The sequence below is a fragment of the Paenibacillus sp. CAA11 genome (assembly GCF_003060825.1).
In the GTDB taxonomy this organism is placed as follows: domain Bacteria; phylum Bacillota; class Bacilli; order Paenibacillales; family Paenibacillaceae; genus Fontibacillus.
Map to the genome: position 1 here is coordinate 600,238 of NZ_CP028922.1, position 25,737 is coordinate 625,974.

22 protein-coding genes are annotated in these 25,737 nt (G+C 52.2%); 14 read left to right on the top strand and 8 right to left on the bottom strand.

The window, feature by feature from the left end:
• Positions 1 to 10 precede the first annotated feature (10 nt).
• The 7 genes from DCC85_RS02660 (at position 11) to DCC85_RS02690 (ending at position 7,627) form a co-directional block, all read left to right on the top strand.
• Positions 11 to 865: an ATP-binding cassette domain-containing protein gene (locus DCC85_RS02660; protein WP_108464184.1), complete on the top strand. Its 855-nt coding sequence runs from the start codon at positions 11 to 13 to the stop codon at positions 863 to 865.
• Positions 841 to 1,734 (top strand): energy-coupling factor transporter ATPase, encoded by an 894-nt coding sequence (locus tag DCC85_RS02665; RefSeq protein WP_108464185.1) that lies wholly within the window; start codon positions 841 to 843, stop codon positions 1,732 to 1,734. Before DCC85_RS02660 ends, DCC85_RS02665 begins: the two co-directional genes overlap by 25 nt.
• Position 1,735: 1 nt before the next feature.
• Complete coding sequence (locus tag DCC85_RS02670) at positions 1,736 to 2,527, top strand: energy-coupling factor transporter transmembrane component T family protein (protein ID WP_108464186.1); 792 nt, start codon at positions 1,736 to 1,738, stop codon at positions 2,525 to 2,527.
• A gap of 52 nt (positions 2,528 to 2,579) precedes the next feature.
• The gene (locus DCC85_RS02675) at positions 2,580 to 4,553 is read left to right on the top strand and encodes a peptidase U32 family protein (RefSeq protein WP_108464187.1); all 1,974 of its coding nucleotides are present in this window, start codon (positions 2,580 to 2,582) and stop codon (positions 4,551 to 4,553) included.
• Positions 4,550 to 5,869 carry an aspartate aminotransferase family protein gene (locus DCC85_RS02680; RefSeq protein ID WP_108464188.1) on the top strand — a complete coding sequence of 440 codons (1,320 nt, stop codon included), beginning with the start codon at positions 4,550 to 4,552 and terminating at the stop codon, positions 5,867 to 5,869. Before DCC85_RS02675 ends, DCC85_RS02680 begins: the two co-directional genes overlap by 4 nt.
• A 4-nt stretch (positions 5,870 to 5,873) precedes the next feature.
• Positions 5,874 to 6,749, top strand: coding sequence for a UbiA-like polyprenyltransferase (locus DCC85_RS02685; protein WP_108464189.1), 876 nt, complete (start codon positions 5,874 to 5,876; stop codon positions 6,747 to 6,749).
• A 140-nt stretch (positions 6,750 to 6,889) separates the two neighbouring features.
• Entirely contained in the window at positions 6,890 to 7,627 is a 738-nt protein-coding gene (locus tag DCC85_RS02690; protein WP_108464190.1) for an MBL fold metallo-hydrolase, read from the top strand.
• 191 nt (positions 7,628 to 7,818) lie between these two features.
• On the opposite strand, the gene DCC85_RS02695 is transcribed toward DCC85_RS02690, so the two are convergent.
• The 6 genes from DCC85_RS02695 to DCC85_RS02720 form a co-directional block, all read right to left on the bottom strand.
• On the bottom strand, positions 7,819 to 8,550 hold the full coding sequence (locus tag DCC85_RS02695) for a cupin domain-containing protein (protein WP_108464191.1): 732 nt from the start codon (positions 8,548 to 8,550) through the stop codon (positions 7,819 to 7,821).
• 162 nt (positions 8,551 to 8,712) lie between these two features.
• Positions 8,713 to 9,693 (bottom strand): polyprenyl synthetase family protein, encoded by a 981-nt coding sequence (locus DCC85_RS02700; RefSeq protein WP_108464192.1) that lies wholly within the window; start codon positions 9,691 to 9,693, stop codon positions 8,713 to 8,715.
• 54 nt (positions 9,694 to 9,747) lie between these two features.
• Positions 9,748 to 10,194: a hypothetical protein gene (locus tag DCC85_RS02705; RefSeq protein WP_108464193.1), complete on the bottom strand. Its 447-nt coding sequence runs from the start codon at positions 10,192 to 10,194 to the stop codon at positions 9,748 to 9,750.
• A 119-nt stretch (positions 10,195 to 10,313) separates the two neighbouring features.
• Positions 10,314 to 12,191 carry an NAD(P)/FAD-dependent oxidoreductase gene (locus tag DCC85_RS02710; RefSeq protein WP_108464194.1) on the bottom strand — a complete coding sequence of 626 codons (1,878 nt, stop codon included), beginning with the start codon at positions 12,189 to 12,191 and terminating at the stop codon, positions 10,314 to 10,316.
• A gap of 55 nt (positions 12,192 to 12,246) precedes the next feature.
• Positions 12,247 to 13,155, bottom strand: coding sequence for an FMN-binding protein (locus tag DCC85_RS02715; RefSeq protein ID WP_108467680.1), 909 nt, complete (start codon positions 13,153 to 13,155; stop codon positions 12,247 to 12,249).
• Between the two features lie 268 nt (positions 13,156 to 13,423).
• Positions 13,424 to 14,977: a potassium/proton antiporter gene (locus DCC85_RS02720; protein WP_108464195.1), complete on the bottom strand. Its 1,554-nt coding sequence runs from the start codon at positions 14,975 to 14,977 to the stop codon at positions 13,424 to 13,426.
• Between the two features lie 242 nt (positions 14,978 to 15,219).
• Here DCC85_RS02720 and DCC85_RS02725 point away from each other — a divergent pair, with 242 nt between their 5' ends.
• From DCC85_RS02725 to DCC85_RS22845, 3 genes are all read left to right on the top strand, one after another.
• The gene (locus tag DCC85_RS02725) at positions 15,220 to 16,722 is read left to right on the top strand and encodes an HD domain-containing phosphohydrolase (RefSeq protein WP_108464196.1); all 1,503 of its coding nucleotides are present in this window, start codon (positions 15,220 to 15,222) and stop codon (positions 16,720 to 16,722) included.
• 138 nt (positions 16,723 to 16,860) lie between these two features.
• Positions 16,861 to 17,061, top strand: coding sequence for a CsbD family protein (locus DCC85_RS02730; RefSeq protein WP_108467681.1), 201 nt, complete (start codon positions 16,861 to 16,863; stop codon positions 17,059 to 17,061).
• A gap of 92 nt (positions 17,062 to 17,153) precedes the next feature.
• Complete coding sequence (locus DCC85_RS22845) at positions 17,154 to 17,345, top strand: hypothetical protein (RefSeq protein WP_159081759.1); 192 nt, start codon at positions 17,154 to 17,156, stop codon at positions 17,343 to 17,345.
• Positions 17,346 to 17,450: 105 nt separating this feature from the next.
• Here DCC85_RS22845 and DCC85_RS02735 read toward each other — a convergent pair whose 3' ends face one another.
• Positions 17,451 to 19,049, bottom strand: coding sequence for a response regulator (locus DCC85_RS02735; RefSeq protein WP_108464197.1), 1,599 nt, complete (start codon positions 19,047 to 19,049; stop codon positions 17,451 to 17,453).
• Positions 19,027 to 20,838 carry a cache domain-containing sensor histidine kinase gene (locus DCC85_RS02740; RefSeq protein WP_234414313.1) on the bottom strand — a complete coding sequence of 604 codons (1,812 nt, stop codon included), beginning with the start codon at positions 20,836 to 20,838 and terminating at the stop codon, positions 19,027 to 19,029. Before DCC85_RS02740 ends, DCC85_RS02735 begins: the two co-directional genes overlap by 23 nt.
• Before the next feature lie 126 nt (positions 20,839 to 20,964).
• Between DCC85_RS02740 and DCC85_RS02745 the strand changes: the two genes are divergently transcribed.
• The 4 genes from DCC85_RS02745 to DCC85_RS02760 all read left to right on the top strand — a co-directional run bounded on the left by DCC85_RS02745 (position 20,965) and on the right by DCC85_RS02760 (position 25,698).
• A complete protein-coding gene (locus tag DCC85_RS02745; RefSeq protein WP_108464198.1) occupies positions 20,965 to 21,846 on the top strand; it encodes a carbohydrate ABC transporter permease in 882 nt (293 codons plus the stop codon).
• 4 nt (positions 21,847 to 21,850) lie between these two features.
• Positions 21,851 to 22,687, top strand: coding sequence for a carbohydrate ABC transporter permease (locus DCC85_RS02750; RefSeq protein ID WP_108467683.1), 837 nt, complete (start codon positions 21,851 to 21,853; stop codon positions 22,685 to 22,687).
• 144 nt (positions 22,688 to 22,831) lie between these two features.
• Entirely contained in the window at positions 22,832 to 24,136 is a 1,305-nt protein-coding gene (locus DCC85_RS02755) for an ABC transporter substrate-binding protein (RefSeq protein ID WP_108464199.1), read from the top strand.
• A 161-nt stretch (positions 24,137 to 24,297) separates the two neighbouring features.
• Positions 24,298 to 25,698, top strand: a complete 1,401-nt coding sequence (locus DCC85_RS02760) for an ATP-binding protein (RefSeq protein WP_108464200.1) — start codon at positions 24,298 to 24,300, stop codon at positions 25,696 to 25,698.
• The last annotated feature ends 39 nt before the right edge of the window (positions 25,699 to 25,737 follow it).

The following is a 25,737-nucleotide window of genomic DNA, read 5'->3' on the forward strand; positions in this document are numbered from 1 at the left end:
GGGGCTGTACATGGGAACTGGGGTTGATCGGCCGGGGGCTGCCGCCATTGAGCTGGCAGAAGTGTCCTTTGCCTACGGGAAAGAGCCGCCGATTCTAAATCAGGTAAGCGCAAGCATTCCCGCAGGGAGCTGGGTATCCATTGTGGGCGCGAATGGCTGCGGTAAATCCACCTTGGGGAGGTTGATCGGCGGGCTCTTAACCCCAAGTAGAGGGCGGATTGCTATTGATGGTGAGGCCTGGAGCCGAGAATCGCGCGTCCGGCTGAGGCAGCGGATCGGTATGGTATTCCAGAATCCGGACAATCAGTTTGTCGGAGCCACGGTGGAAGAGGATTTGGCCTTCGGGCTTGAGGGCCAATGTTTGCCTAGAGCAGAGATGAGCTTGCGGATTGAGCGCTATGCCGCCCTACTGGGTATTCAGGCTTTGCTGAAGAAGCATCCCGGCGAGCTCTCCGGCGGGCAGAAGCAGCGAATTGCGGCCGCAGCATCGCTGGTTCTTGAGCCGTCCATCCTCATCTTCGATGAAGCCTCTTCCATGCTGGATGAGAAGGCAAGGGCGGACTGGCTGATGCTGCTGAGAGAAATGAGAAGCAGCGGTGCCTATACGCTGGTCTCCATTACTCATGATGCCGAGGAGATCCTCGCATCAGATCGGGTGCTTGCCTTGGGTGACGGCGGGCTAGCAGGGGATGTCACGCCGCAGCAGCTGTTCGCGGATTACGGGCTAATGAACGCCTGCCGTATCCGGGCCCCGTTCCGCATTCAGCTTGAGCATGAACTGAAGTCAGCCTGTGCTGGCTTCCCCGGCCAGCTGCAGGAGGAAGTCATGAAGGAGATATTATGGCCATTACATTCGATCAAGTAGATTATGCCTACGAGGCTAATACGCTGTGGAGGCAGACGGCCCTGCAGGATGTGAACCTGGAGCTGGCAGAGGGCTGTCTGAACGCAATAGCCGGAGCTTCGGGCTCCGGCAAATCCACACTGCTCCAGCTGTTGAACGGCATTCTGAAGCCAACCGGGGGCAGGCTTCAGGTGCTGGACGTTGAGCTTGCAGCCGGGGTCAAGCCTCCGAAGCTGCGTGAGCTGCGGCGAAGGGTGGGCCTCGTGTTCCAATTCCCGGAGCATCAGCTCTTCGAGGATACCGTCGAGAAGGACCTTTGCTTCGGACCGCTGAACTTCGGGCTGTCTGAGGCCGAGGCGAAGGATCGGGCCAGGCAGGCCCTAAGCCGGCTTGGACTCGGCTCGGAGCTGCTGCCCCGCAGCCCGTTCCATCTCAGCGGCGGGCAAATGCGCAAGGTAGCGATCGCCTCGGTTCTCGCCATGGACCCGGACGTGCTGGTCCTGGATGAGCCGACGGCTACACTGGACCCGGTCAGTCGCCATGAGCTGATTCAGCTCCTGTCACGGCTTTGCCGGGAAGAAGGCAAGACAGTCATTGTGGTCACGCACCGTCTTGAAGAGATGCTCCCTTTCGCGGACCGCTGGGTGATGATGAAGGAAGGGCGCTGCCGATTCCAGGGAACATCGGCGCAGTTGGTGCAGGAAGCGCCGCAGCTGGAAGCCGAGGGCTTTACGCTTCCTGATTGCATTCATATCTGGCGGCGGCTCGCGGCTGCCTATGGCCTTGAGCAGGAGGAGCCCTGCTTCTCAGCCGGAGAGCTGGCTGGCCGGATTCGTCAGCTGCTGGAAGAAGAGCAGGGGGCCGCTGCGGCAGCTCAAGGAGGGCAGTAGCATGCGGAACAAGCTGATGATCGGCCGGACCATTGACACCGGCTCCTGGGTTCATACGCTGGATCCCAGAGCCAAGCTGACCGCTATGCTGCTCTATGCTGCGGCGATTATAGTTTGCAGCTCCTGGCTGTCCTTAGGGCTGATCGCCCTGTTCTCTTTCGGATTCATGGCAGCAACGCGCATTCCCTTCAAATATTATTTGAAGGCGGCGAAGCCCTTATGGGTGCTGATGCTGTTCATCCTGCTTGCCCAGACGTTCACAGTCCGGGGCGAAACCATCTGGTTCAGGCTGGGCTCCTGGACGGTTTATCTCGAAGGGCTCAGCCTGGGCGCGATGTCTTGCGCCCGGATGGCGCTGCTCGTCTCATTCACGGCGCTGCTGACCTTTACCACAACGCCGGGCCGGCTCAATCAGGGGCTAGAAGGCATGCTGAAGCCGCTCCGGCGGATTGGAATTTCCTCACAGCGGCTTACGCTGATGCTCAGTATCGCCCTTCGGTTTATCCCGACGATCCTGGAGGAGACGAACAAGATCCTGAAGGCCCAGGCTGCACGAGGTGCCGAACTTCGGGAGCTGCCTTGGAAGGAGAAGGGGCGCATGCTGATTTCTCTGCTTGTTCCAGTTACCGTAGGCGCCTTCCGACGTGCGGAAGAGCTGGTGGTATCCATGGAGGCCAGAGGGTATATCGTAGGGGCTCCGAGATCGGAGTATCAGGTCCTGACCTGGAGCGGCAGGGAAACGGTGTTTATTGGCTGCTACGTCATGCTTATGGTGACGATGCTGTGGTTATAAGCGACATCTTGGAATGGAAGTATTTTGTGAAGTCATAAGGGGGAGACAAGCGATGGCACGCTATTTTAACGGGAAGGAAATTGAACTGCTGGCGCCGGCAGGGACGTTCGAAATCTTCAAGGAAGTGATTCAGGCAAATTGTGATGCGGTCTATTTTGGGGGGCCGGGGCTGAATATGCGCCTGATGCGCAAGGGCTACAATTTTACTCGGGAAGAGATGGAAGAAGCGATTGGGATTGCGCACGGACTTGGGAAAAAGGTGTATGTGACCGTCAACAACATGCTGAATGAGCAGGAGCTGGAGGAGGCGGCCGAATATTTAACCTTCTTGGCGCAAATTCAGCCGGATGCCTTGATTGTGCAGGACTTTGCAGTCATTTCTCTGATTCGGGAGCTGCAGCTGCCGCTAAATATCCATTCTTCCGTTATGATGAACGCTCACAATATAGAGATGGTTCAAGCCCTTAAGGAGCTTGGCGTAACCCGGGTGGTTACCTCACGCGAGATGGATCTGAATACAACGCGGTATCTGCAGGCAGTCACAGGCATGGAACTGGAGTATTTTATACATGGAGATATGTGCTCGGTTCATGGTGCTAACTGTTATTTCAGTTCCATGGTCTTTGGCATGAGCGGCAACCGGGGCAAGTGCATGAAGCCCTGCCGCTGGGACTACCGGGTGAAGAAGGATGGCAATGTGTATCCGACCGAGTATCCCCTTGCCGTTAAGGATATGTTCATGTATGAGCACATCCCGGAGCTGATTCAGGGCGGGATTACTTCCTTCAAAATTGAAGGCCGCATGCGGGACGTATCCTTTGTCCTCATGCTCGTGAACAGCTATGGGGACGCGATCGACCGCTATATCGAGGATCCGGTCGGATTCGACCGCAGCAAGGATACGAAGCTGCTGTTCGAGAACCGCAAGCGCGATTTCTCCACCGCCTATGCCTTCGGAACTCCAGGGCTGTCCAATATTAACAAACGGTACGAGGGAACCGGGAAGTTCTACAGTACCGGCAAGGTGTTCAGCACCCCGGCCGAGGAGCGAGAGATCAAGGAAGAACGCCTTCAGACGGTCCGCGATCGCTTAAGCGCGGCGAAGCGCGCGGAGGCAGCCGCCCATCAAGGGGAGCTGTCCGTACATGTGAATAATATGGCTCAGGCCCAGGCGGCTTTAGACGCAGGAGCGGATCATATTTACCTGTCTGGGGACGTCTATGAACCAGACCACCCCTTTACCAAGGCGGAGATCAAGGAGCTCGGGACCCTAAAGAGGACGTCCAAGATCTACTTAGGTCTTCCGCGGATGATGACCGAGCTGCATTTTGAACAGTATGACGGCCTGCTTTCCGGGGAGCGTCTGCCGCTTGATGGAATTCTCGTTACGAATGTGGGGGCGGTTCGCAGGTTTGCAGGCAAGGGTTATCCTCTGATTGGGGATTTCAATCTGAATATCTATAACAACCTGGCTGCGAAATTTTACCGGGAGCGTGGAGTAGGGCGGTTCACAGCCTCGATCGAGGCGCCGCTGGAGGATTTCGCGCGTCTGCTTGAGACAGGTGAGGGGCCGGTAGAGGTGATCGTGCACGGCTCTCCGGCAATCATGTATATGGAGCATGATCTTTATCAGAATGCGGAGGTCTTTCAGGCTATTGCCGAAGAGGATAACAAGTACGTCTCCAACGATGTGCTGGTGCTGATGACCGACAAGGGAGAAAGCCCAGTGTACCGGGATGTGCATGGCCGCTGCCATCTGACCTTGGCCAAGGAGCTCTGCCTGCTGCCGCTCGTGAAGGAACTCCAAGAGGCCGGTACGACCCATTTCCGTATCGAAGGCGCTACCTATCGTCCGGAGCAGCTTAGTACGATAGTGGGAGCTTACCGCCGCGTGCTGGATCGTCCAGAGCTTGCTGCGGAGGAATTCGCCCGCCTGTCTCCTATCTATGCGGGATATACGCTTGGGGCACTGCAGTTCAACGGAACGCCTGCCGCAGCCGGAGCTAGAGCGGAGGTGCTGGCATGAGCAGCTATATCGGACCGGAAGAGGTTATTCGCAAGCGGCAGGAATACTTCTATCCTTGCACCAGTCATTTCTATCGCCGTCCCCCTCAGATCGTCAAGGGAGAGATGCAATATCTCTACGGGCATGACGGGAAGCGCTACACCGATTTCTTCGCCGGGGTTTCCGTTGTAGCCTGTGGACACTGCAACCCGGTAATTGCCGGGGAGACTGCCCGGCAGCTGCAGGAGCTGCAGCATACGTCGACCATCTACCTGACCCAGCCGAATGTGGATCTTGCTGAGCGGCTGGCCGATGTCCTGCCCGGCGAACTGCGCCGCTCGTTCTTCTGCAACAGCGGGTCGGAAGCCAATGAGGGCGCGCTGCTGCTGGCCCGCATGTACACAGGGCGCCGGGAGTTCATCGCACTGGAGTACGGCCTGCATGGCCGGACTTATCTGACGATGAGCGTAACCGGGCTGCCGATGTGGCGGACTGATCCGGAGCTGGCTCACGACCGGGACGTTACCTTTATTCCGCGGCCCTTCTCCAGGGACTTGTCCAAGGATGAGGCTGCGCACCGATCTTTGAAAGCGCTGGAGGCGGTGCTGGCCGAGAAGGGCAGCCGGATCGCCGCGATGATTGCCGAGCCAATTCAGGGCAATGGCGGCATGATCTCCCCGCCGCAGTGGTATTATCCGGAGGTGAAGCGGCTGCTGGCGCAGCACGGCGTACTGCTGATCGCCGATGAGATTCAGACCGGCTTCGGCCGAACAGGGCGGATGTTCGCCATGGACCACTGGGGCGTTGTTCCCGACATCTTGACCATGGCGAAGGCGCTGGGCAGCGGGATTCCGATCGCTGCCTTCGCCACCACGGACGAGATTGCTGCCAAGCTGAACCGGCCATCGGCCTCCACCTTTGGCGGCAATCCGGTCTCGTCGGTGACGGCGATGGCGGTACTCGATTTCATCGAGCGGCACCGCCTGCCTGACCGCGCTGAGAAGCTGGGCCTTCTGCTTCGCGAAGGGCTCGAGGAGCTGGCCGCCTTCTATCCGTCAATTGTGACGGATGTGCGCGGTGCCGGCCTGATGCTTGGTGCAGGGATCGCTGAGGATCAGCCCGAGCTTGGAGCGCAGCTGACAGATGATATTCTGGAAGCGATGAAGGACCGGGGCTTTATGATCGGGAAGAATGGCGTGGACCGCAATGTGCTGGCCTTCCAGCCGCCATTGGTTCTGACCGAGGAGGATATCCATGAGATGCTTGCGGCATTAAGAGAGACTCTGCAGGGGCTTCAAGAAGGAGCCGGTGCCGAAAGCCGACCGGGGGGGCGGTGAGCGTATGCACATTGCGGCTGCAGTTTATCGCAAAGCTAAGCTGTTCGGCGAGCTGGTTATGTTCTCGCATACACTGTTCTCGTTGCCGTTCGCTATTATTTCAATGGTATGGGCAGCAGGAGGCATGCCCTCCTGGCGGGTCATTATTTGGGGACTGATTGCGCTGGTCGCTGCCCGCAACGGGGCTAATGCCTTGAATCGTGTGGCGGATCGCGTCTTCGATGAGCTGAATCCAAGGACGGCAGGAAGGCATTTGCCGCGGCGGCTGCTGGACTCCCGGGAGGTTATGATATTTGTAGTGGTTAACTATGCGATATTTATCGCTGCTTCCGGAATGTTAAATCCATTATGTCTGGCATTGTCACCCGTAGCGATCTTCCTGATCTCCTCATACTCTTATACCAAGCGTTTTACGTACCTGAGTCATCTGTACTTGGGGTTTGTCATCGCGTCTGCGCCGATCGGAGCCTGGTTTGCCGTAACAGGACAATTCGCCTTTACACCGTTCGTGCTTGGTACGGTTGTGATGCTGTGGATTGCAGGCTTTGACATTATTTACGGCACACAGGACATTGAATTCGACAGGTCCCAGGGCCTGTGGTCGATTCCTAGCTATTTCGGATTGAACCTTGCGCTCTGGATCGCCAAAGGGCTTCATTTTATCATGGTGCTGTTGCTGTTGTTCCTGTATGTGTTCCGTGATCTCGGATGGTTGTATTTGACGGGAATCGGAATCGCTGTATTGCTGCTCCTGGCAGAGCACAACATTATTAAGCCGACGAACAAGAGGCTGATGCATATTGCGTCCTATAATCTGAACCAGGTGATCAGCATGGTGATTCTGTTCTGTACGCTCGGGGATTATTTTCTGGTGAATTGAACATGCCTTGTTAAGTTAGAGTCTAAAGAGAGCTAACCTGTTTTCCAAGCTGGGAGATCGGTTAGCTTGTCTTGTATTTCAGGTGATTTCAAGTTTCCACTTTATGGGTTATGATGTGAGTTAAAAGGGGGAGGTACGCCATGACCAGCTATCATATTTTAGATATTGTGTTTGATTATAACGGACAGCAGCAGGTGATTCATCCTGTCCTGATTCAAGACGGCACGGACACGATCCTTGTCGATTGCGGGTATCCAGATTTCGAACGGCTGCTAGAAGAAGCTATGGCAAAGTATGCGATCCGGCTTGATTCGTTGAACAAGCTTATCTTGACCCACCATGATATGGATCACATGGGCTCAGCCGCCGCTCTGAAGCGGAAATATCCGCATATAGAGATTGCAGCAAGTGAGGTAGAAGCCCCTTATGTTAACGGATGTCAGCAGGCACTGCGATTGACACAGGCTGAGGCCTCCCTGGATGACTTGCCAGAGGCTGAGAGGGGGTATGCCGAGCAGTTCATTCAGTACCTGAAGTCCATTGAAGCTGTAGATGTTGACCGGATTCTGGGGAGCGGGGAGCGCCTGCCTTGGTGCGGCGGCATAGAAGTGGTGTCTACGCCGGGGCATACGGCAGGGCATATCTCTTTATACTTGCCTGCCAGCAGAGCTCTAATTGCCGGCGATGCCGTTGTAATCGAAGATGACAAGCTGAACATTGCGAATCCGGAGTATGCGGATCATTTGGAACAGGCCATTTCGTCTGCTGAGCGCCTGCTTGATTACGACATAGAGCAGCTGGTTTGCTATCATGGGGGACGATTTCAGGGGGACGTGAAGGAAGCTCTGCGGGAGCTGGTTCGTGAATATCGCGAATAGGATGCTGACTTCTGGCTCTGGCTCCTATGAGTCGAATGAGGGTTAAGAGGACTGCTGTATTGTCGGTCATAATTTAGAAGGCTCATTTATTATGTATTCTGCCTGTCTCAAGCTTGAAGCTTGGGACAGGCTTTTTTAGCATGGCGAATGATATATAAGGAGCAGGCAAACGAGGCAAACAGTAACTTTACCTACCTGTTATAATGCGCAGGATTCTGCTGCGGCCCGTAAGCGCCTTGAGCATAGGCGGTATAGGCTTGCGGATTGTAGCCGTAAGGAGCATAGCTTGACTGGCTATAGCCCTGCTGATGATAGGTTGGCAGGGGATAAGGCTGCCCTGTCTGACCATACTCTGCGGGAGAAGCATATGCTGCTCCGGTTGGCGGGCAGTCCTTCGGCATCGGCGGACCGATGATCGTGGTCTGCTGAATGGGGGCCAGCGCTTCCCGCATCAGCGGTTCGTTCAGGCCATAGGCATGAGTCCAGGCGTGAGGCGGCGTTAACCGCAAAATGTCTGAGCCGAAGATCACCTCCGGCGTATCCGTGTCAAAGATAGCCAGCAGGTGGGTGCGAGGCGTGGTCGCAATCTCGTAATGCCACCAGCCTTGCGGTACATTGGCAACCTGGCCAGGCTTGATGGGCAGCTCGATGAGCTCTTTTCTAAATGGGTCCATGAGGGAGACAACCGCCTCCCCGGAAATGCAGTAGACGAGTTCGGAGGCATTCTGGTGATAATGCGGCTCTACGACGTTTCCTTGGGTCAAGTAGATATCCAGCAGTGAGCTGCTGCCTAGGGATTTTAGCTGTTGAATGCCTAGTGCCAGAATGTAGTTATGAGGGTCCTTTTGGTAAAAGACGTTATACCTTAAGTCATAGGTGAATTCTCCGGCGTAAGGGGTGTGCTGTACGTGAGGGATGGTCAATTTTCATCTCCCTGCCTTTCGTGAATTACTGGGTAAGAACCTATGCCCTCAATGTATTCATGGATATGGGCGATTGTCACAAGTGATTTAACACAAAACGCCGAGCCCCCAAAGAATAGAAGGACTCGGCATTTTATAATATTGCATTAGTTTGTATTAGCTTCAATAACTACGGCCTGCAAAATAGTTAAGCAGCACACGAAGATCCTGATGGGCCGGATAATCGGCCAACTGCAGAATGATAGCCTCAGCCTCACCCAGGAACTGCTGGCTGAGCGATTCTGCGCGTTCCAGTGCGCCGCTGGCAGTAATGGCGGCGAGCACGAGCTCTACCTCTTCGGCAGAGGAGGCCGGACCGATGGAACGGATGAGCGGGGCAAGCTCTGGATCTTCCAAAGCATACAGCACGGGAAGCGTGACCTGACCCTGCCTAAGGTCGCTGCCTGCCGGCTTGCCCAGCTGCTGGGAGGAGCTGGTGAAGTCCAGAATGTCATCCCGGATTTGGAAGGATAGTCCGAGCTTCTCTCCAAAAGTGTACAGCAGCTCGGCTGTCTCATTTGTTGCTTTGGCTGCTAAGGCGCCGATCTTTAAGCAGGAGGCGATAAGCTGGGCGGTTTTGTTCTTCGATTTCGCCAAATAATCGTCCAGGGTCTGATTATAATCGAACGCGTGGGACAGCTGCTGATATTCCCCGATGCACAGCTGGGTTGTAGCGATCGAAGAGAGATCATAAGCATAGCGCTCTCGCTCAGCGGAATAGATGGAGATCAGCTCAATCACCCTGGCCGACATATAGTTGCCGATATGAATGGCCTCCTGGACGCCGAACTGCATGTGCAGAGCAGGTTGGCCGCGCCGCATAGGAGAGTTGTCGATCACATCATCGTGGATTAGTGAAGCGGCGTGAATAAACTCGGCGGCTGCGGCCAATCTGAGCAGCTTGCCCTTGTCCGGAGACGGGCCGAAGCGGCTGCCTACGAGAACCATTAACGGCCGCACCCGCTTGCCGCCGGAGCGGACAAGCTGTGTAATGCCGCGGGCAATAACTGAAGACCTGGGGACATCCTTATCCAGTTTGACGATATGTTCAATTTCTCGGTCGATGGATTTCACGGAGAGGTTCAGTGCTTCGTCCAGCTTCATAAGATTCCCTCCAGTAATGTGACTAAGGCAAATGGATCGTTTCTAGTCATCGTCTTAAATGGCTTGAACAGTAGGGTGATTCCGCTCAGCTTCGAGCTGCAGAAAATTCTTCATGCCTTTCAGCAACAGCTCATCGGCCGGATGTCCTTCTGTACGATGGATTTGAATTTGTTTGACCGTTCTGGCCAGAGCTTGGAGAAGATCGTATTCTCCCCATTTCAGAGCCAGCTGCATGTAAAAGCTGTATAGATAGTCGCCGTCCAGCACACTGCGGGTTAGCTCCATGCCAGAGCCCTGACAGCAGTCATGCCGAAGGAGGGCGAACTTGATTGCAAGGTAAAGGGATAAAAGACGGGTCTGACGGGTCTTCGTGATGCTAGAGCGTTGAAGCATTTGTGCCATAGGCAGCAGCTGCTCCTGGCTGATATCCAGAACAATGCCGGCCTCGGGCGACAGTTCGCCCTGCAATAAATTTATTGCATCTTGTATGAGTTCAGTCATCTTAAGGCACTCCTTACCCGCACCGATGTCGGCGTTGTTAAAAAGGGGAGTAATGCGTTAATCCGCATTACTCCTTTGATGTTTATGGGAGAAATTTAATCATCAATCATGATATGACTCTATTCGGTATAAAGGTACCATTTCCTCACAATAGGGATACGGCGCCACTGCTTCTTAAGCCATGGAAGCACATAATAGTCCAGACCGAACATGCTGCCCGATCCGCCGATCAAAGCGATGCCTGCGGCGAGGTACCATAGCATCTCTGTCGATGCCATGCTGGAGCTCCAGATCATGATGCCTAGACCGACTGTGGCGATGGAAGATATTGCGGTGAACAATCCGACAATCAGCAGTACACCGATACAGATCTCTGCGATGACCATACAGAATTGGAATACGGTAGCCAGGCTGGTGTAGCCGCCATCGGCATTATAGAAGAAGATATCCATGAAGCCGTTAACCATGTTGGTAATAAAGTGCGGTACTGGCATAGCCTCTACGGCTTCCTTGGCACTGGTGACCGCTGAAGCGGCTGTTTGAGCATCTACGGTCGTCGATACCGCTTCCGAAGCCTGACTGGCTGCTGTTACAGCATCCGAGGCGTGGGGGGAAGGCGGGATCAAGAAGATGTTATTAGGATCTTTCCAAATCTTCGGCAGCTTATCCAGCCCTTCGGCCAGCCACTTATAGCCCACAAAAACGCGAAGCGGAAGCAGCCAGAAGTTTGGGGAGCGCTTGGAGAAATGCCCGCCCACAAAGCTGCGACGGTTGTTCACATGGAAGAACTCATGCATCATGTAGGTCCATACTTTGTTGAACCCGGCAACCGTAAATAAATAATACAAATTGATCAGGTGCTTACAGAACATGGCGAAGAATCCGCTGACTTGGAACATCTTATTCGGAAGGCCGACGTTGGCAACGCCATAGCGGCTGCCGATGCTGACCATGGTGCCGTGGAAGCCCGGTTTGTAGGATTTCTTCGGTTTGCCATGAACGTCTGCATAAATGTTGTGAGCGATCAGAGGTCCTGCCTGCTCCGCATTCTCAACCATTTGCGGAACGGGGCGCGTCTCGCCTTCAGGAATATAGAAGATGTTATCGCCAACGACATACACATCTTCATGATCTATGCTCTGCAGCTTGTCATTGGTGACAATCCGCTTGCGTCCCTGCTGCTGCACGTCCAGGCTGCCCACGAGATCCGAGCCCTCGACACCTGCGGTCCATACGATAGTGTCCGCTTCGAGCTCCTTCTCACCGAGCAGTACGCTGTCTTTGGTCACGCCCGTAATCTTGGCGCTAGTAATAATCTCTACGCCCTTCTTCTCCAGATAGCGTGCGGCTTTAGCAATAAGCTTGTCAGGCAGAATTGGCAGGATCTTCGGTGCCATATCCGCTACAACCAGACGCACTTCTTCGCGCTTGATATAGAACTCCTTGCAGAGTTCATCGCGGAATTCTGTCATCTCACCGATTAATTCCACCCCGGTAAAGCCTGCTCCAACGACAACGAAGGAGAGTTTCTTGCGTCTGATCTCAGGATCAGTCTCCTTGGCCGCTTCTCCGAACTTCTGGCGGATCTGGGCCTTCAGGCGAATAGCATCCTCATAGGACCATAGGGTCAGTGAATTCTGTTCGGCACCCGGGATGCCAAAGAATGTAGGCTTACATCCTGTACCGATGACCAGGTAGTCGTAGTCATAGACGGTCTCGCTTGAGCGCAGCTGTTTGGCTCCAAAGTCGATGGTCTCGATATTGTCGAGCACCACATCTACTTTGCGGCCTTCGAACATCTTCTTCAGCTCAATCTTCACCGAGTCTTCAGGGGCACGGTTTGCAGCAACCTCGTGCAGCTCTGTGAGGAGCGTATGATACGGGTTGCGGTCTATCAATTGAATCTGTATATCTTTGTCTTTCTTGAATTTCTTGGCCAGATGCTTACCGGTGACAACGCCGCCGTAACCGCCGCCAAGGAGTACGATTTTCTTCAAAAGGCTCACCTTCTTTACTTAAACTGACTTCTCGGTAGGTCGTTCCTAAGCCGAATTACTTGGCTTGCTCAAGAGCTTTGCCTGCAAGCTCGAAGTACTCTTTCAAATGAATAGTAGCACCGGAGATGGCGTCAGTTTTGCCTTCAGCATCGAAAGTGATGTCGGCAGGATCTTGCTTTTCAACAAGATAAGCTTCAGCTTTGGCTGCTTCTTCATGCCATTCTGCTTGAGCGCCGCCAGCCTTCATGCCGTATTTACCTTCCATGGAATTCGTCTTCTTGTCTTCGCCTTTGGCGTTCACACCGCTGAAGTTCACCTTCACGATCTTGCCTGCAGCCACAACAACGTCAACAGTGGATTTCCAGCCGGATTCTTTGTCAAAGTCAGCGCCTTCGGCATGATAAGTGCCGTCTTTGTACTTACCTGCTTCTACAGGACCTGCGCTAAGCGCTTTCTCAGCCAGCTGGAAAAACTCGCCTACGTGGATGGATACGCCGGAGATGGCATCGGTCTTGCCTTCATTATTAACGGTTACGGCTTTAGGATCTTGCTTCTCCACCAGATAAGCTTCAGCTTTCTCGGCTTGTTCATGCCATTCGGAGGAAGCGCCGCCGGCTTTCATGCCGTATTTACCGTCTTTGGAGTAGGTAACTTTGTCTACGCCTATTTTCTCATTAGTTGCATTCCATTTGGCATCCGTGATTTTGCCCCCGGATACGGTAAGCACAACGTAAGATTGCCAGCCTGTCTTGGCGTCAGGTTCGCCTTGAGCGAAATAAGTGCCGTCCTTATAAGTGCCTTCCGCAGCTTTGTCGGTACTTGCGTTCGTGCTGCCTGAATTGGTTGTAGTGGCTGGGGCACTGTTCCCATTCGCAGACTTATTGCTGTTGCCGTTATCGGAACCGCAGCCTGCCAGAAGTCCCAAGAGCAGAGCACTGCTGAGAATAACGGATGTTTTTTTCATGTTCATGATCATGACCTCCAATTAATATGAAAAATAATTTATATATTAAAATGTGTAGACATTTTAATAACAAAAGTAAGGGGAAAGACCTAAGAAGTAGGAAGGGGAAAGGCCTGAAGGTAGTTTGAATTTACCAGTCGAGGGCATTTTAGCATATAAAGTATTACCCTTATGTGAAAAAAATCACTTGGTGTGTGACAAATAAAACCCTACCGTTTAGAATGCTTACATGCGGCAGGGTTTTCTAGAGTTTTAGAATTAAAAAATTTTAATTTTTCTTGGTTGAATCTTGTTCCGAAGGGGGGGCGTTCACACCAGGCTCTGTTGGCTGCTTAATAAGTTCAGGTTCCGGAACAACGGGCATGAAGGGGGTCTCCTGGAAGCTGAACACTTCTTTGATTCGCTTGCGTTCTGTCTTGGGGCTGAGGATATAAAGAGTATCCCCCTCTTCGATCACGGTGTTCCCTCGGGGGGTGACAATCTGTTCGCCGCGAATGACAGCGGTCACAAGCACATCTTCCGGAAGCCCTAAGTTTTGAATCTCGCGGCCGATGACCCGCATTCCTGCATGGATATGCAGATGGTTAATTTCCGATTTAGTCTTGCCTAGCGAGACGAGCTCCAGCAGCGAATGCGTGTTGCTTCCAGCTTCATTCGCGAGCCCCAACCGAACGGCCAGCGGTGAGATGGTGGCCCCCTGGATGACTGCGGAGGTCAGAATGACGAAGAAGACGACGTTGAAGAATAGCTGACCGTGTTCAAGCTGTGCCAGCAAAGGGTAGGTGGCCAGCACGATAGGAACGGCGCCTCGAAGTCCGGCCCATGAGATGAGGATCATGTCTTTGAAGCCGAATTTGGAGAACAGCAGGCTGAGCAGAACACCGATCGGCCGGGCAATGAACATCAGGATCAGGGAGAGAGCCAGCCCCGGAAGAATAATTTGATACAGCTGGGCAGGAAATACAAGCAGTCCCAGCAGGGTGAACATCGTAATCTGCATGATCCAGCCAAAGCCTTTGTTGAACTGCAGGATGGACTGGCGGTAAGTCAGGTCACTATTACCCAGGACCAGGGCCATTACGTACACTGCCAGAAGGCCGCTTCCGTGGGCAGCTGAAGTTACACCGTAGGTGAGAATGGCGAAGGCCACGGCCATGACGGGGTACAGGCCCGAGGAATCAAAGTCCATTTTGTTGATGAATTTGACACCCAGCCAGCCTAGAATAAGCCCCAGGCCGAGCCCGAGACCCATTTCCAGAATAAAAGAGAGAAACAGCTCTATAATCGGTTGATCGGGATGCTGAATCCACTCGATTAAGGTAACGGTCAGGAAGACAGCCATGGGATCATTGCTGCCAGACTCTGCCTCCAGCGTTGACGTAATCCGCTCTTTAATGTTCTTGCCGCTTAGGACAGAGAATACCGCGGCTGCATCTGTGGAGCCGACAATGGCTCCGAATAGAAGCCCGTCTATCAAGGGAACGCCGAGAATATATGCTGCGCAAAGCCCCATGATCACTGTAGTAATCAGTACCCCAAGGGTAGCCAGCGATAGGGCGCTTGGAATTACGGGTTTGATGGTAACGTATTTCGTCTGCATGCCTCCATCGAACAAAATGATAATCAGCGCGAAGGTGCCGACCAGCTGAGTGAGGAAGACATTATCAAAATATATAAACCGGCTGAGTACCATCCCAATGACGATAAAGAAAACCAGTGAAGGCAGGCCAAACCGGCTGGAGAATTTGGTGGATAGTACACCCACGAGCAGAAGGCCAGCCAGCAGTATAATGATATAATCTGTTAATGTGGTTAAGTGCAAGCGTAGTCCTCCCGTCTGTAATAATTAAAGTATATGCAATTCATTTAGACAAAAAACATGACGAACGAAACAAAGGCCTTTCTCCAAAGCTTGGGTGCGTTTTTTAAAATAATGGAGCTATTAATCAAAAAACAGTTAGGTTCAACCGATAAAGAACAGAGAGCTGCTATTAATGGAAAAGTTCATAGCATCAATGGGTATTAGACGCTTTACGAAGAGTGCTAGGAAAGGAAGTCGTACCCGTGAAGGTTTATAAGACGTTTATTATTCGCCTTGTGTTCAATTATTTGATCGGATCATTGGTGGCTGTGGCTGGTGTCGGGGGATTGATGGTGCTCACAACATTGAGCCTTTCATCGAAGGAGCTGCTGTGGCTGTTAACGGTATTAGTCATATCTGCGGCTGTCATGATTACTGCTGAAACCCTGGTGTTCATCCGCCATGTTAAGCCAATTCGCGAGGTGTTCGATCAAGAGCGAACAAGCTGGGACCGCCTGGAAATAATATATAAACATGTCCATAGGCTTCCAGGGCTTGCTGTTAAGCGGATAATGATTCCGCATTTTATTGGCATGGCGCTGCCGGCGATTGTGCTGACGTTGTGGTTCCTGAAGCTGGGGAAGTTCTCTTTTCCGGCTTACTATATCTTCTTTGCCTTTCTGGGTGCTTTGCTGATTGCATCGATGCATGCGATCATTGAATTTTATCTGACTTGCTATGCGATTCGTCCCATTATTGGCAAGCTGCACGAGTACAGTCGCAGGAATTATGGACGGGATATTTCGCTGGAGGGGCAGGTTATCATCTCGATTCGGCGAAAATTCCGCTGGAGTGCCTTTCTGATCGGGGTCTTCCCGCTTTTGCTGTATAGTCTTGTCGTTCAGTTCAAGATGGGAGGTTGGACGAACGGCGATAATACATATTGGCAGTGGGCAGGGTATGTGCTGATTGTGGGTTTGCTCTTCTCTTACATGGGAGCATGGATGCTGACCCGTGAGGTGGAGCGTCCGATTCAGCATCTGTATGAAGTGATGGCAAAAGTCAAAGCAGGCAATCTTCAGACCCATGCGAGCGACTTGTTCTCCGATGAGTTCTCCAAGCTGGTATCGGGCTTTAATCACATGCTTCAGAGCATTAAGGAGCAGGATGCCCGCAACAACCAGCTGATTGAGAGTTACTTCTCGACCTTGGCAGCCGCACTTGATGCGAGAGATCCTTATACGGCCGGGCATTCGCAGCGAGTGGCGGAATATGCCATCCATATCGGCATGCTGGCTAATCTTCCGGAAGCTACAATGGAACAGCTGCGCAAGTCAGCACTGCTTCATGACATCGGCAAGATCGGAACGCGGGATGCTGTGCTGCTGAAGGATGGCAAGCTGACCGAAGAGGAATTCGGCCAGATCAAGCAGCATCCGGTCCAGGGGGAGAACATCCTTCGGCAGATCGAACCCTCGGATGCGATCGCTCCCATTCTTCCCGGCGTTCGGTCCCACCATGAGAGATATGATGGCAAAGGGTACCCGGATGCACTCCGGGCTGAAGATATCCCGCTATTCGGCCGGATTATCGCTGTTGCGGATGCCTTCGACGCGATGACCTCAAGCAGGCCATACCGCCAGGGAATGGATACGGATACGGCGATCCGGATTCTTGAAGAAGGCAGAGGGACCCAGTGGGACCCTTATTTTGCAGGTTTGTTTGTTGAGGATTATAAACGTAAGAAAGGGGGCGTTTCTTCTTAAGAAGCGTCCTTTTTGTATGCCGATTCGGCGATACTCAAGACGGGTAATGATCTGTATGTGGGAGCCCACAACGGTTGTTTTTCCTATGAAGAAGCTGCTACCGATTCACAGCAGACTAACAATAAGGAGCTGATAGACATGGATAGCAATGTTTTTAAAGGGAAGTGGAATCAACTGAAGGGTGAGGCCAAGAAGCAGTGGGGGAAATTGACGGATGATGACCTGGATGTCATCGGAGGCGAGAAGGACAAGCTGATCGGCAAGCTTCAGGAACGTTACGGACATTCGAAGGACGACGCCGAACGTGAATACCACAACTGGACCCGGGACCGCAGTTAAGCAACCCTAGTCTATAGGGTTGATCATATCATGCAGCAGCAAGCAGACTAAGGCAGGGGAATCCTGCTGAAATAGAAGGAGCGAGAGCCTCCATGTATCAATCTCACGTCGTAGAAGGCAGAATAATGGAGCTAAGAGAGGACCGGGTGGTCACGGTCCAGGGAGACACGGTCAGCACTTATTCTCTTCGATATTACATGCTGGCAGGCGAAGAGGATCTCGAAGCTCAAGCATCGGTGAGAGAACCGATAGGCAGAACCTTCAGGGAATACGGACGAGAATAACGTGAAGCGTTCTCGTGCATGGAGGCTTCCCTCCTTCCTCTGGCCGCTGCAGAATAAAGACGCAAGCCGCATTTAGCGGTTTGCGTCTTTTTGCGTAACAAAGGGTTATGATATCGAGTTCTGCTTGCGATATTCATTCGGTGTGACTCCTTCCAGCCTCTTAAATACTTTGCTGAAATATTTCTCGTCCTGGAATCCTACCATCTCCGCTACTTGAATAATGCGAAAATTCGGGTTCAGCAGAAGCATGCGGGCATGCTGAATACGGGTTTGTACAACAAAATCGGAGAGGGTGATGCCGAACACCTGCTTGAACCTCCGGGAAATATACTCGCGGCTGAGGAAGAAGCGGGAGGATATATCCTGCAGGGAGATTTCCTGGTGGTAATGTTCCTCTACAAAGCGTGCAATTTCCTGAATGGTGGGCATTTCCGTCCTCGTTACCTTAGCCATCTGCTGGCCGGCAGCCTTAAGTGTACTCACCAGCTGTTCCAGCCACAGCCCGAAGTCCAGCTCACCCGCTTGATTCAGCGGAAGAGAGCAAGGAGGCTGTCGGGTGCTGCCCCAATCCCGAGTGTCCGCGTCCGCCCCCCACTGGTGCAGCATCCAGTTCCATTCTTGACTTAGGTGGAGCAGCTGCTCGGGGGTTATCGGACTGCGCTGTTTGATCTCTTCCAGCCACAGCGACACATTCTGACGAAGCAGCTCTTCGTTCCCGCTCATGGCGGCAGTGCGAAGCTTATCCTCCCATCCGGTCAGAGCGGGAGGCTGCGAAGTGGCTATAGTCCGGTTGTCATAGAGGTGTACATATTCGCCGTTTTCTTGCAGATTTCTGCGCCACAGAGCCTGCTCGGCCTCCTGAAGCAGCAGGGGGATATCCGAAGGAAGGGTATGCTCTAGGCTGAGTCCAAAATGCACACGTCGGTGAAACGCAGTATAGATTCCTTCATTTATTCGCTTGAGAATTCCAGCCAGATTCTCTTGCCCCCAATAGTAGATCAGCACAGTCCCCGGACTGTGCAGATAACGAAAAATGATGCCCGCCTGCTGGATGAATTCGCTGCAAATATTAATGAGCGCAAATAGAAGCAGCTCATCTTGTTCACCGAATTTTTCCAGTATCTCCGGGTCCAGCTGCTGGATGCTTGCGGCGGCTGCTGAGCAGGCTGCATGCACAGGCGGCAGAAGCCCTTCCTCACGCAGCTGGGTTAGGACCTGCTCGGTGCCAGTCTCCCCCGATGTAAGGGTGGTCAGCATGCGGTCCACCAGATGGGGCCTTAGTTCATTGAGGGCCACATTCTGCTTTATCATATATCCCTGCTGAAGCTCATGCTCTCGCCATACCCTCACAGCTGTCTCCAGTGCTTCATTTAAGGCCGTTTCTTCTACGGGTTTGAGGATATAATCCATCCCTCCATACCGCAGAGTATGTCTAACCAGATCAAAGTCATCATAACCGCTGATGACAATAACCTTGATCTGAGGGGCCGATTCGCTCAGCCAGGCGATAAGCTCCTTGCCGTCGCTGCGGGGCATCCGCATATCGGTGAGCACAATTTGCGGGTTGTGCTGCCGGATCACCGCCAGGGCTTCTTCGCCATCGGAGGCCTCCAGAATTTGATGAATCCCATGCTGCTCCCATGCGGCCAGCAGCCGGATCGCCTCCCTGACATGCTTCTCATCATCCACAATCAATGCTTTCATCGCGCTCTGTACTCCTCTCCGGGATGTCCAGTGTAACCCGGACCCCCTGCGGTGAAATATTCTCAATTTGTAAATCAGCGCTTTCATCAGAATAGAGCCTGAGCCGGGCAAGAACATTGCGCAGCCCGATTGGGGCTGCAGGGTCAGGCGGACGGATATGGCTGTCCGCCCTTTCCGTTAGACTGGCTGCAATTTGTTCAAGCCGTTCGGGGGGAATCGACGCGCCATTGTTCTCCAGGGTGATAATCAGCCTCTTCATCGGGGTGATTCGGCTGGAGAAGTGCAGGCAAGCGTCTTGAATCCCCGCTTCAATTCCATGTTTGAAGTAATTCTCGGCTAGGGGCTGCAGAATCATCTTGGGCACTAGAGCCTGCAGGCTCTCTTCATCAAGTGACCAGGTGATGTGCAGACGATCGGCAAAGCGTTCCTGTTGCAGTTCAAGATATAGCTTGAGATAGCTGATCTCCTGCTGAAGGGGAACAAGCGCTTCTTCGTTGCGCATGTTGTATCTCATGATGTTCGCCAGCGACACAATCAGCGAGTATACGCGCGGCGCTTGATGCTGCAGGGCCAGAGTGCCGATGGACTGCAGAGAGTTATATAAGAAATGCGGATCGATCTGGGCCTGGAGCGCCTTGAGCTGAGTTGTCTTATTGACGAGCTCTAATTTGTACTCTTGCAGAATCAGATTGTTGATTGTGTCCATCATTTGCCGGAACCGTCTAGAGAGTACGCCGATTTCATCCTCCCGCGCAGCAACCTGGATATCGATATCCAGCCGTCCTATTTGAATCTCGTTCATATAGCGGGCAAGCTGCTTAATGGGCCGGGTAATGCGAAATGAAATGAAGAGCGTACCGAAAACCACCGTGAGCAGCGCCAGACCTGCGATCACCGCGTTGATGCTGGTCAGTTGGGTGGAGTTCTGGTATAGCGCCGCATGCGGAATGGATTTGACCAAGGTCCACTTTGCGAACGGGAGCTCAATGCGCTGATAAATGTGCATGGCGTTATCCCCATCAAAGTATCCTTCGTTATCGCTTCCCGTCCGACTTAGAAGTTCGGGCTGCTTCATAGCCTGGCCTAGTTCATCCGGATTGCCGCTGTATATAATCACTCCCTGTTCGTTGACCAGCTGTATATTTTCTTTCTCTGGGTCATATAAGGAGTCACAGATGCTGTTCAAGCTGTCCAGCCGCAGGTCAATCGCGAGCAGCGCGATTTGTTCCTTGGAGGGAATTCGGCTAATGGAACGGTAAAAGGTCAGCACGGGCCCCGCTTCAGGGGCTGCAGCTGTCGAGAGACCGTAGCTGTGCATAGAATGCGGCGGTTCGATCGCCATGTCCATGTTGGCAAACTTGAGCGCCTCCGTGTAAGGCTTGGCATGGTCTTCCCGCCGGGGCAGGCTGCGGGTCACCAGTGTGGATTGCTTATGCAGTCTGGAATACAGATAGAGCTGCGTAATATCCGGCAGCGCTCCTTGAATGGTAAGCAGCGTCGTATAAATTTCCGCTGAAGAGCGATAGTCGTCCGGCCCCTTGGTCAGATTGCGGAGGAAGCTCGGATCGGCATAAGCAAGATTGGAAGTCTCTCGAATGCGGTTTAAATAATTGGATAGATTTGTCCCGCCTTGGATCATCAGGCGTTTGTTCTCGGCTAGTGACTGCGCTTTCACAGATTCTCGCGTATGGGTCAGCGTAATCAGCAGTGAAATGACCAGCGGGAGCGTTGTAACTATCAGCATGAACTTTACAAGCCGGGCGCGTATACTGCGGAATTTCAGGTTCATCCTCCGCCTTTCTTAGGTACAAGAATGGGTCAATATTTTCCACCTAATCGTTCATAATCCTCCATGTTTTTCCTGATGGCAATTCGTCATACTAGAGCTACCTCTTAAGCAAAGGAGAAGGATTTCATGAACCGCAGAACTTATTTGAAATGGGCCCACCAACTGATTTTCGTAGGCCCTGCCGCACTCTTTTTTATTCTCATCATGATCGTCCCGTTCCTGCTCGGTGTCTATTATTCTTTTACCGATTGGGATGGTGTGTCGGGCAAGGTCGATTGGATCGGTCTAAATAACTTCCGGCAAATATTCATGGAGGATACCCAGTTCCGCGAGGCTTTCTGGTTTACAGCCCGCTTCACTCTAATCGGTGTAGTGCTGACCAATGTGCTCGGCTTTTTTCTGGCTTATTTCCTGACCAAGCCGCTTGCAACCCGAAATATCCTGCGGACGGTCTTCTTCATGCCGAATGTCATCGGCGGTCTGCTGCTCGGATTCATCTGGCAGTTTATCTTCATCAAGGGGTTTGGCGCACTGGGTGAGAGCACAGGGCTTGGCTTCTTCAAGCTGGCCTGGCTCGGCACGGAGAATACGGCCTTCTGGGGCATTGTCATTGTCTTTGTGTGGCAGACGGCCGGTTACCTGATGGTTATTTATATCTCCTCGCTCAGCAATGTACCGAAAGACCTGCTTGAGGCCGCTGAAATTGATGGAGCGAGCAGAGGCCAAATTCTAAAATCCATTATCATTCCCCTTGTTATGCCCGCCGTGACCGTCTCCTTGTTCCTGGCGATCTCCTGGTCCTTCAAGATGTATGACTTAAATTTGTCACTGACCAAGGGGGGGCCTTACGGCTCGACAGAATCGGTAGCCATGAATATTTATAACGAGGCATTTGCCCGCAACAATTACGGGCTGGGGACAGCCAAGGCCATCATCTTCTTCCTGATCGTTGCTGTTATTACCAGTCTGCAGGTGAAGTTCACGAAGAGCAGGGAGGTTGAAGCTTAAGATGATGGATGCTCTGAAAAAATATCGGGCGGCCACAGGGATTACTGAACTCGTTATGATTGCCATCGGCCTGTTATTCCTCATTCCGTTCTATTTCCTAACGGTCAATTCCGTGAAGAGCTTCGGGGATTTGATGTCTAATGCAGCCAGCCTGCCGCAAGCTTGGGAATGGGAGAACTACCGAAAGGCTTGGGAGATTACAGACTTTCCTGCAGCCTTCTTGAATTCGCTGACGATCACCGTGGTCAGCAATCTGGCTCTGGCCTTCTTCAGTGCCACGGCAGCCTACTGGATGGTGCGCCACAATACCCGGTTAAATCGTCTGCTGTTCTTCCTGTTCGTTGCTGCCATGGTCATTCCGTTCCAATCCATTATGATTCCGCTGGTAAAGGTGGGTGGCTACCTGGGTCTTATGGACAGCCTTTATGGGCTGATCATCTGCTATTTGGGCTTTGGCGTTCCACTGTCCATATTTCTCTTCCACGGATTTGTCAAATCGATTCCGCTGGAGATTGAGGAGGCTGCTCGTGTGGATGGTTCGGGCACTTTAGGCTTATTCTACCGCATCGTGTTCCCGCTGATGAAGCCGATGTTTGTTACGGTGATCATTCTGAATACGCTGTGGATCTGGAATGACTATTTGCTGCCATCCTTGGTTCTTCAGTCTCCGGGTGACCGGACAATTCCGATTGCCACTTATGCGTTCTTCGGCCAGTATACGAAGCAGTGGGATTTGGCTTTGCCTGCCCTGGTGCTTGGCATATTGCCGGTGATTGTCTTCTTCCTCACGATGCAGAGATATGTCATTGAAGGGATTACCCAAGGGGCAGTCAAGGGGTGAAGGAGGTCAATTCACTCCACCAGATTGATCAATATCCTGTCTGTTCGTCTTAATGAAGTTATCTATATAATTGAATTGCAAGCGATTGCACAACTTGAAAAACAGTCTTAACCGCCAATTGAAAGAAAAAGGGAGGATTCATTCTTGAAGAACTATGCCAAGCTGTCATTGATCGTTACCATGTCACTCTCACTTATGCTGGCAGGCTGCGGAAACAAGGATAACAGTAACAGCAAGAAGTCGGCTGATACGCAGGGACAAGGCCAGGCCCAGGAGACGAAGACCATCAAAATTTTTCAGTTCAAGGTAGAAATTGCTGAAGCTCTGAACAAGCTAAAGGGCGAATATGAGGCAAGCCATCCCGGGGTTAAGCTGGATATTCAGACGGTTGGTGGAGGCTCTGATTACAATGCTGCACTCAAAGCTAAATTCGCTTCAGGGGATGAACCGGATATTTTTAACAACGGAGGCTACAGCGACCTGGATACCTGGCAGAACAATTTGGAGGATCTGTCTGGCGAGCCTTGGGTGAAGGATATTGTGGATGTGGCGAAGGAACCGATCACCAAAGATGGGAAGCTGTATGGGCAGCCTATGAATCTTGAAGGTTATGGCTTTGTCTACAATAAGGACTTATTCGCGAAGGCAGGAGTCTCCGAGGTTCCTACTACGCTGACCGGTCTTGAAGAGGCGGCTAAAAAGCTTCAGGCAGCTGGAATTACTCCGTTTGTCAATGGCTATCAGGAAATGTGGATTCTGGGCAACCATAATCTGAACGTGGCTTTCGCTCATCAGGATGATCCCAATGCCTTCATCAAGAGCCTGAACGACGGCACAGGCAAAATTCCGGGCAACCGTGCCTTCGAAGAATGGGTGAACCTGCTTGATCTAACTTTGAAATACGGAAACAAGAACCCACTGACTACTGATTACAATACGGAAATGACCGATTTCTCTAATAGTAAGGCAGCCATCACCCAGCAGGGCAACTGGACCCAGGTGCAGATTGACAGCATTAATCCGAACCTCAATCTCGGAATGATGCCGATGCCGATCAATGAGGATGCGGCGGCTAATGATAAGCTGTTTGTAGGGGTTCCGAACAGCTGGGTGATCAATAATAAGTCCAAGGTTAAGGCGGAAGCGAAGGAGTTCTTGAACTGGATGGTTACCTCGGATATTGGCAAGAAATATATTACCGACGAGTTCAAATTTATCCCGGCATTCAAGAGCATCAAGGTGGACCCGGCGATCCTTGGCGATCTGGGCGCGGAAGTGATGAAATATAGTCAGGAAGGGAAGGCACTGAGCTGGAACTTTAATAAATACCCGGATGGGGCATTTAACGAATTCGCCAATCAAATTCAAGCCTATATTGCCGGGAAATCTGATAAGAAGCGATTGTTAGAAGATTTACAGCATTCCTGGGACAGTATGAAGTCGAAATAGGACTATACTCGGAGTATGATAGACGGCTTTCCTGACGAAAGCCGTCTATTTTCCGCGGAATTCCTGCTTTTGTTGCCTATTCCAATTGTTCGCTTCATGATATGATGTTTACAATCCGTGAGATGGACAAAAAGCTTAGTGTTATAGGCAGGAGTGAAGGCATGGAGAGCTTCGGGGATGCATTTTTGCTTAATCTCGGTATGTTGGTCACAACGGCTTATTTAGCCAATTTAATTTATAAGTATGCCTTTGCTTTTGCATCGCGCAGAATAAAATATGTGTCGGCGATTGTTCTGGTTATCTTCGCCGGTTGGGTCAGCATGTACTTTGGTCTCCGTCTAAGCGAAGAGGTTATTTTTGACCTCCGCGTGGTCCCATTGATTATTGCTGCGCTCAGTTCTATAGGGCCGTCAAGCCTGCTGCTGATCGGGGTTGGCATCGGGGCATGCCGCTTCACCTTCGGGTATAGTGAGGCCGCACTTGCCGGGTTCTTGAACCTTGCAATTGTAGGGGTTGTCGCCGCGCTGCTGCAAGGATGGCTCAGCCGCTCCGGAGTTCGCTATGGCGTGAAGGCCGCAGTTATATTGTTGACACTTAATATAGTGAACTCGCTGAACATCGGCTGGCTGGGAGTCATCCCATTTAAGGAATACGCGGTAGAGATTATGCCGATAACCCTCCCGCTCGGGACGCTGCTAAGCATCGGGTTTGCACTGATATTTAGGGATTTTCAGATGGAGCGCAGGCGAATCGTGGATCTGAAGGAAGCGAACCAGCTGCTTAAGCGTCAGACGGAAGACCTTCATAAGACCAAGATTATTTTAGAAGAGAGGGCGAAGCAGCTGATGCTGGCTTCCCAGTATAAATCGGAGTTTTTGGCGAATATGTCTCATGAGCTTAGAACCCCGCTGAACAGCATCATCAATCTGGCACAGCTTATCGCTGAGAGCGGGAAGGATCATCCGGATGATGAGAATGTAATGTACGGCGAGATCATTCATAAATCGGGCGAGGATCTGCTCCAGCTAATCAATGATATTCTTGATCTGTCTAAGGTGGAGGCGGGACGGCTTGAAATCGTCGAGGAAGAAGTGAGTGTTCTCGAAATTCCGGAGATGCTTCGTCTGCAATTTGAGCACACTGCACTGCGTAAAGGATTGGAATTCGAGATTGAGCAAGAAGAGACGCTGCCGGTTACGATTCATTCAGACCCTCAGCGCATCCAGCAAATCTTGCGAAATCTGCTTGCCAATGCGTTCAAATTTACCGAAGAGGGTAAGGTGAAGCTGGAAATCCGGGAGTCAGGCCCTGAAGACCAGCTGAAGGGGAAATGGATTATATTTGCGGTGTCGGATACAGGAATCGGTATTCCCAAGGATAAGCATCAGACGATCTTCGAGGCGTTTCAGCAGGCGGACAGCTCGATCAGCCGGAAATATGGCGGGACAGGCTTAGGCTTGTCCATTAGCAGGGATCTTGCACGGCTTCTCGGCGGATTTATCCGTTTGCAGAGCAAGGAAGGCGCCGGCAGCACGTTCTCGCTTTATCTGCCGCTCAGGTGATACAATATGAACCGGAAGATTAACTAGGAAAGGGATGGG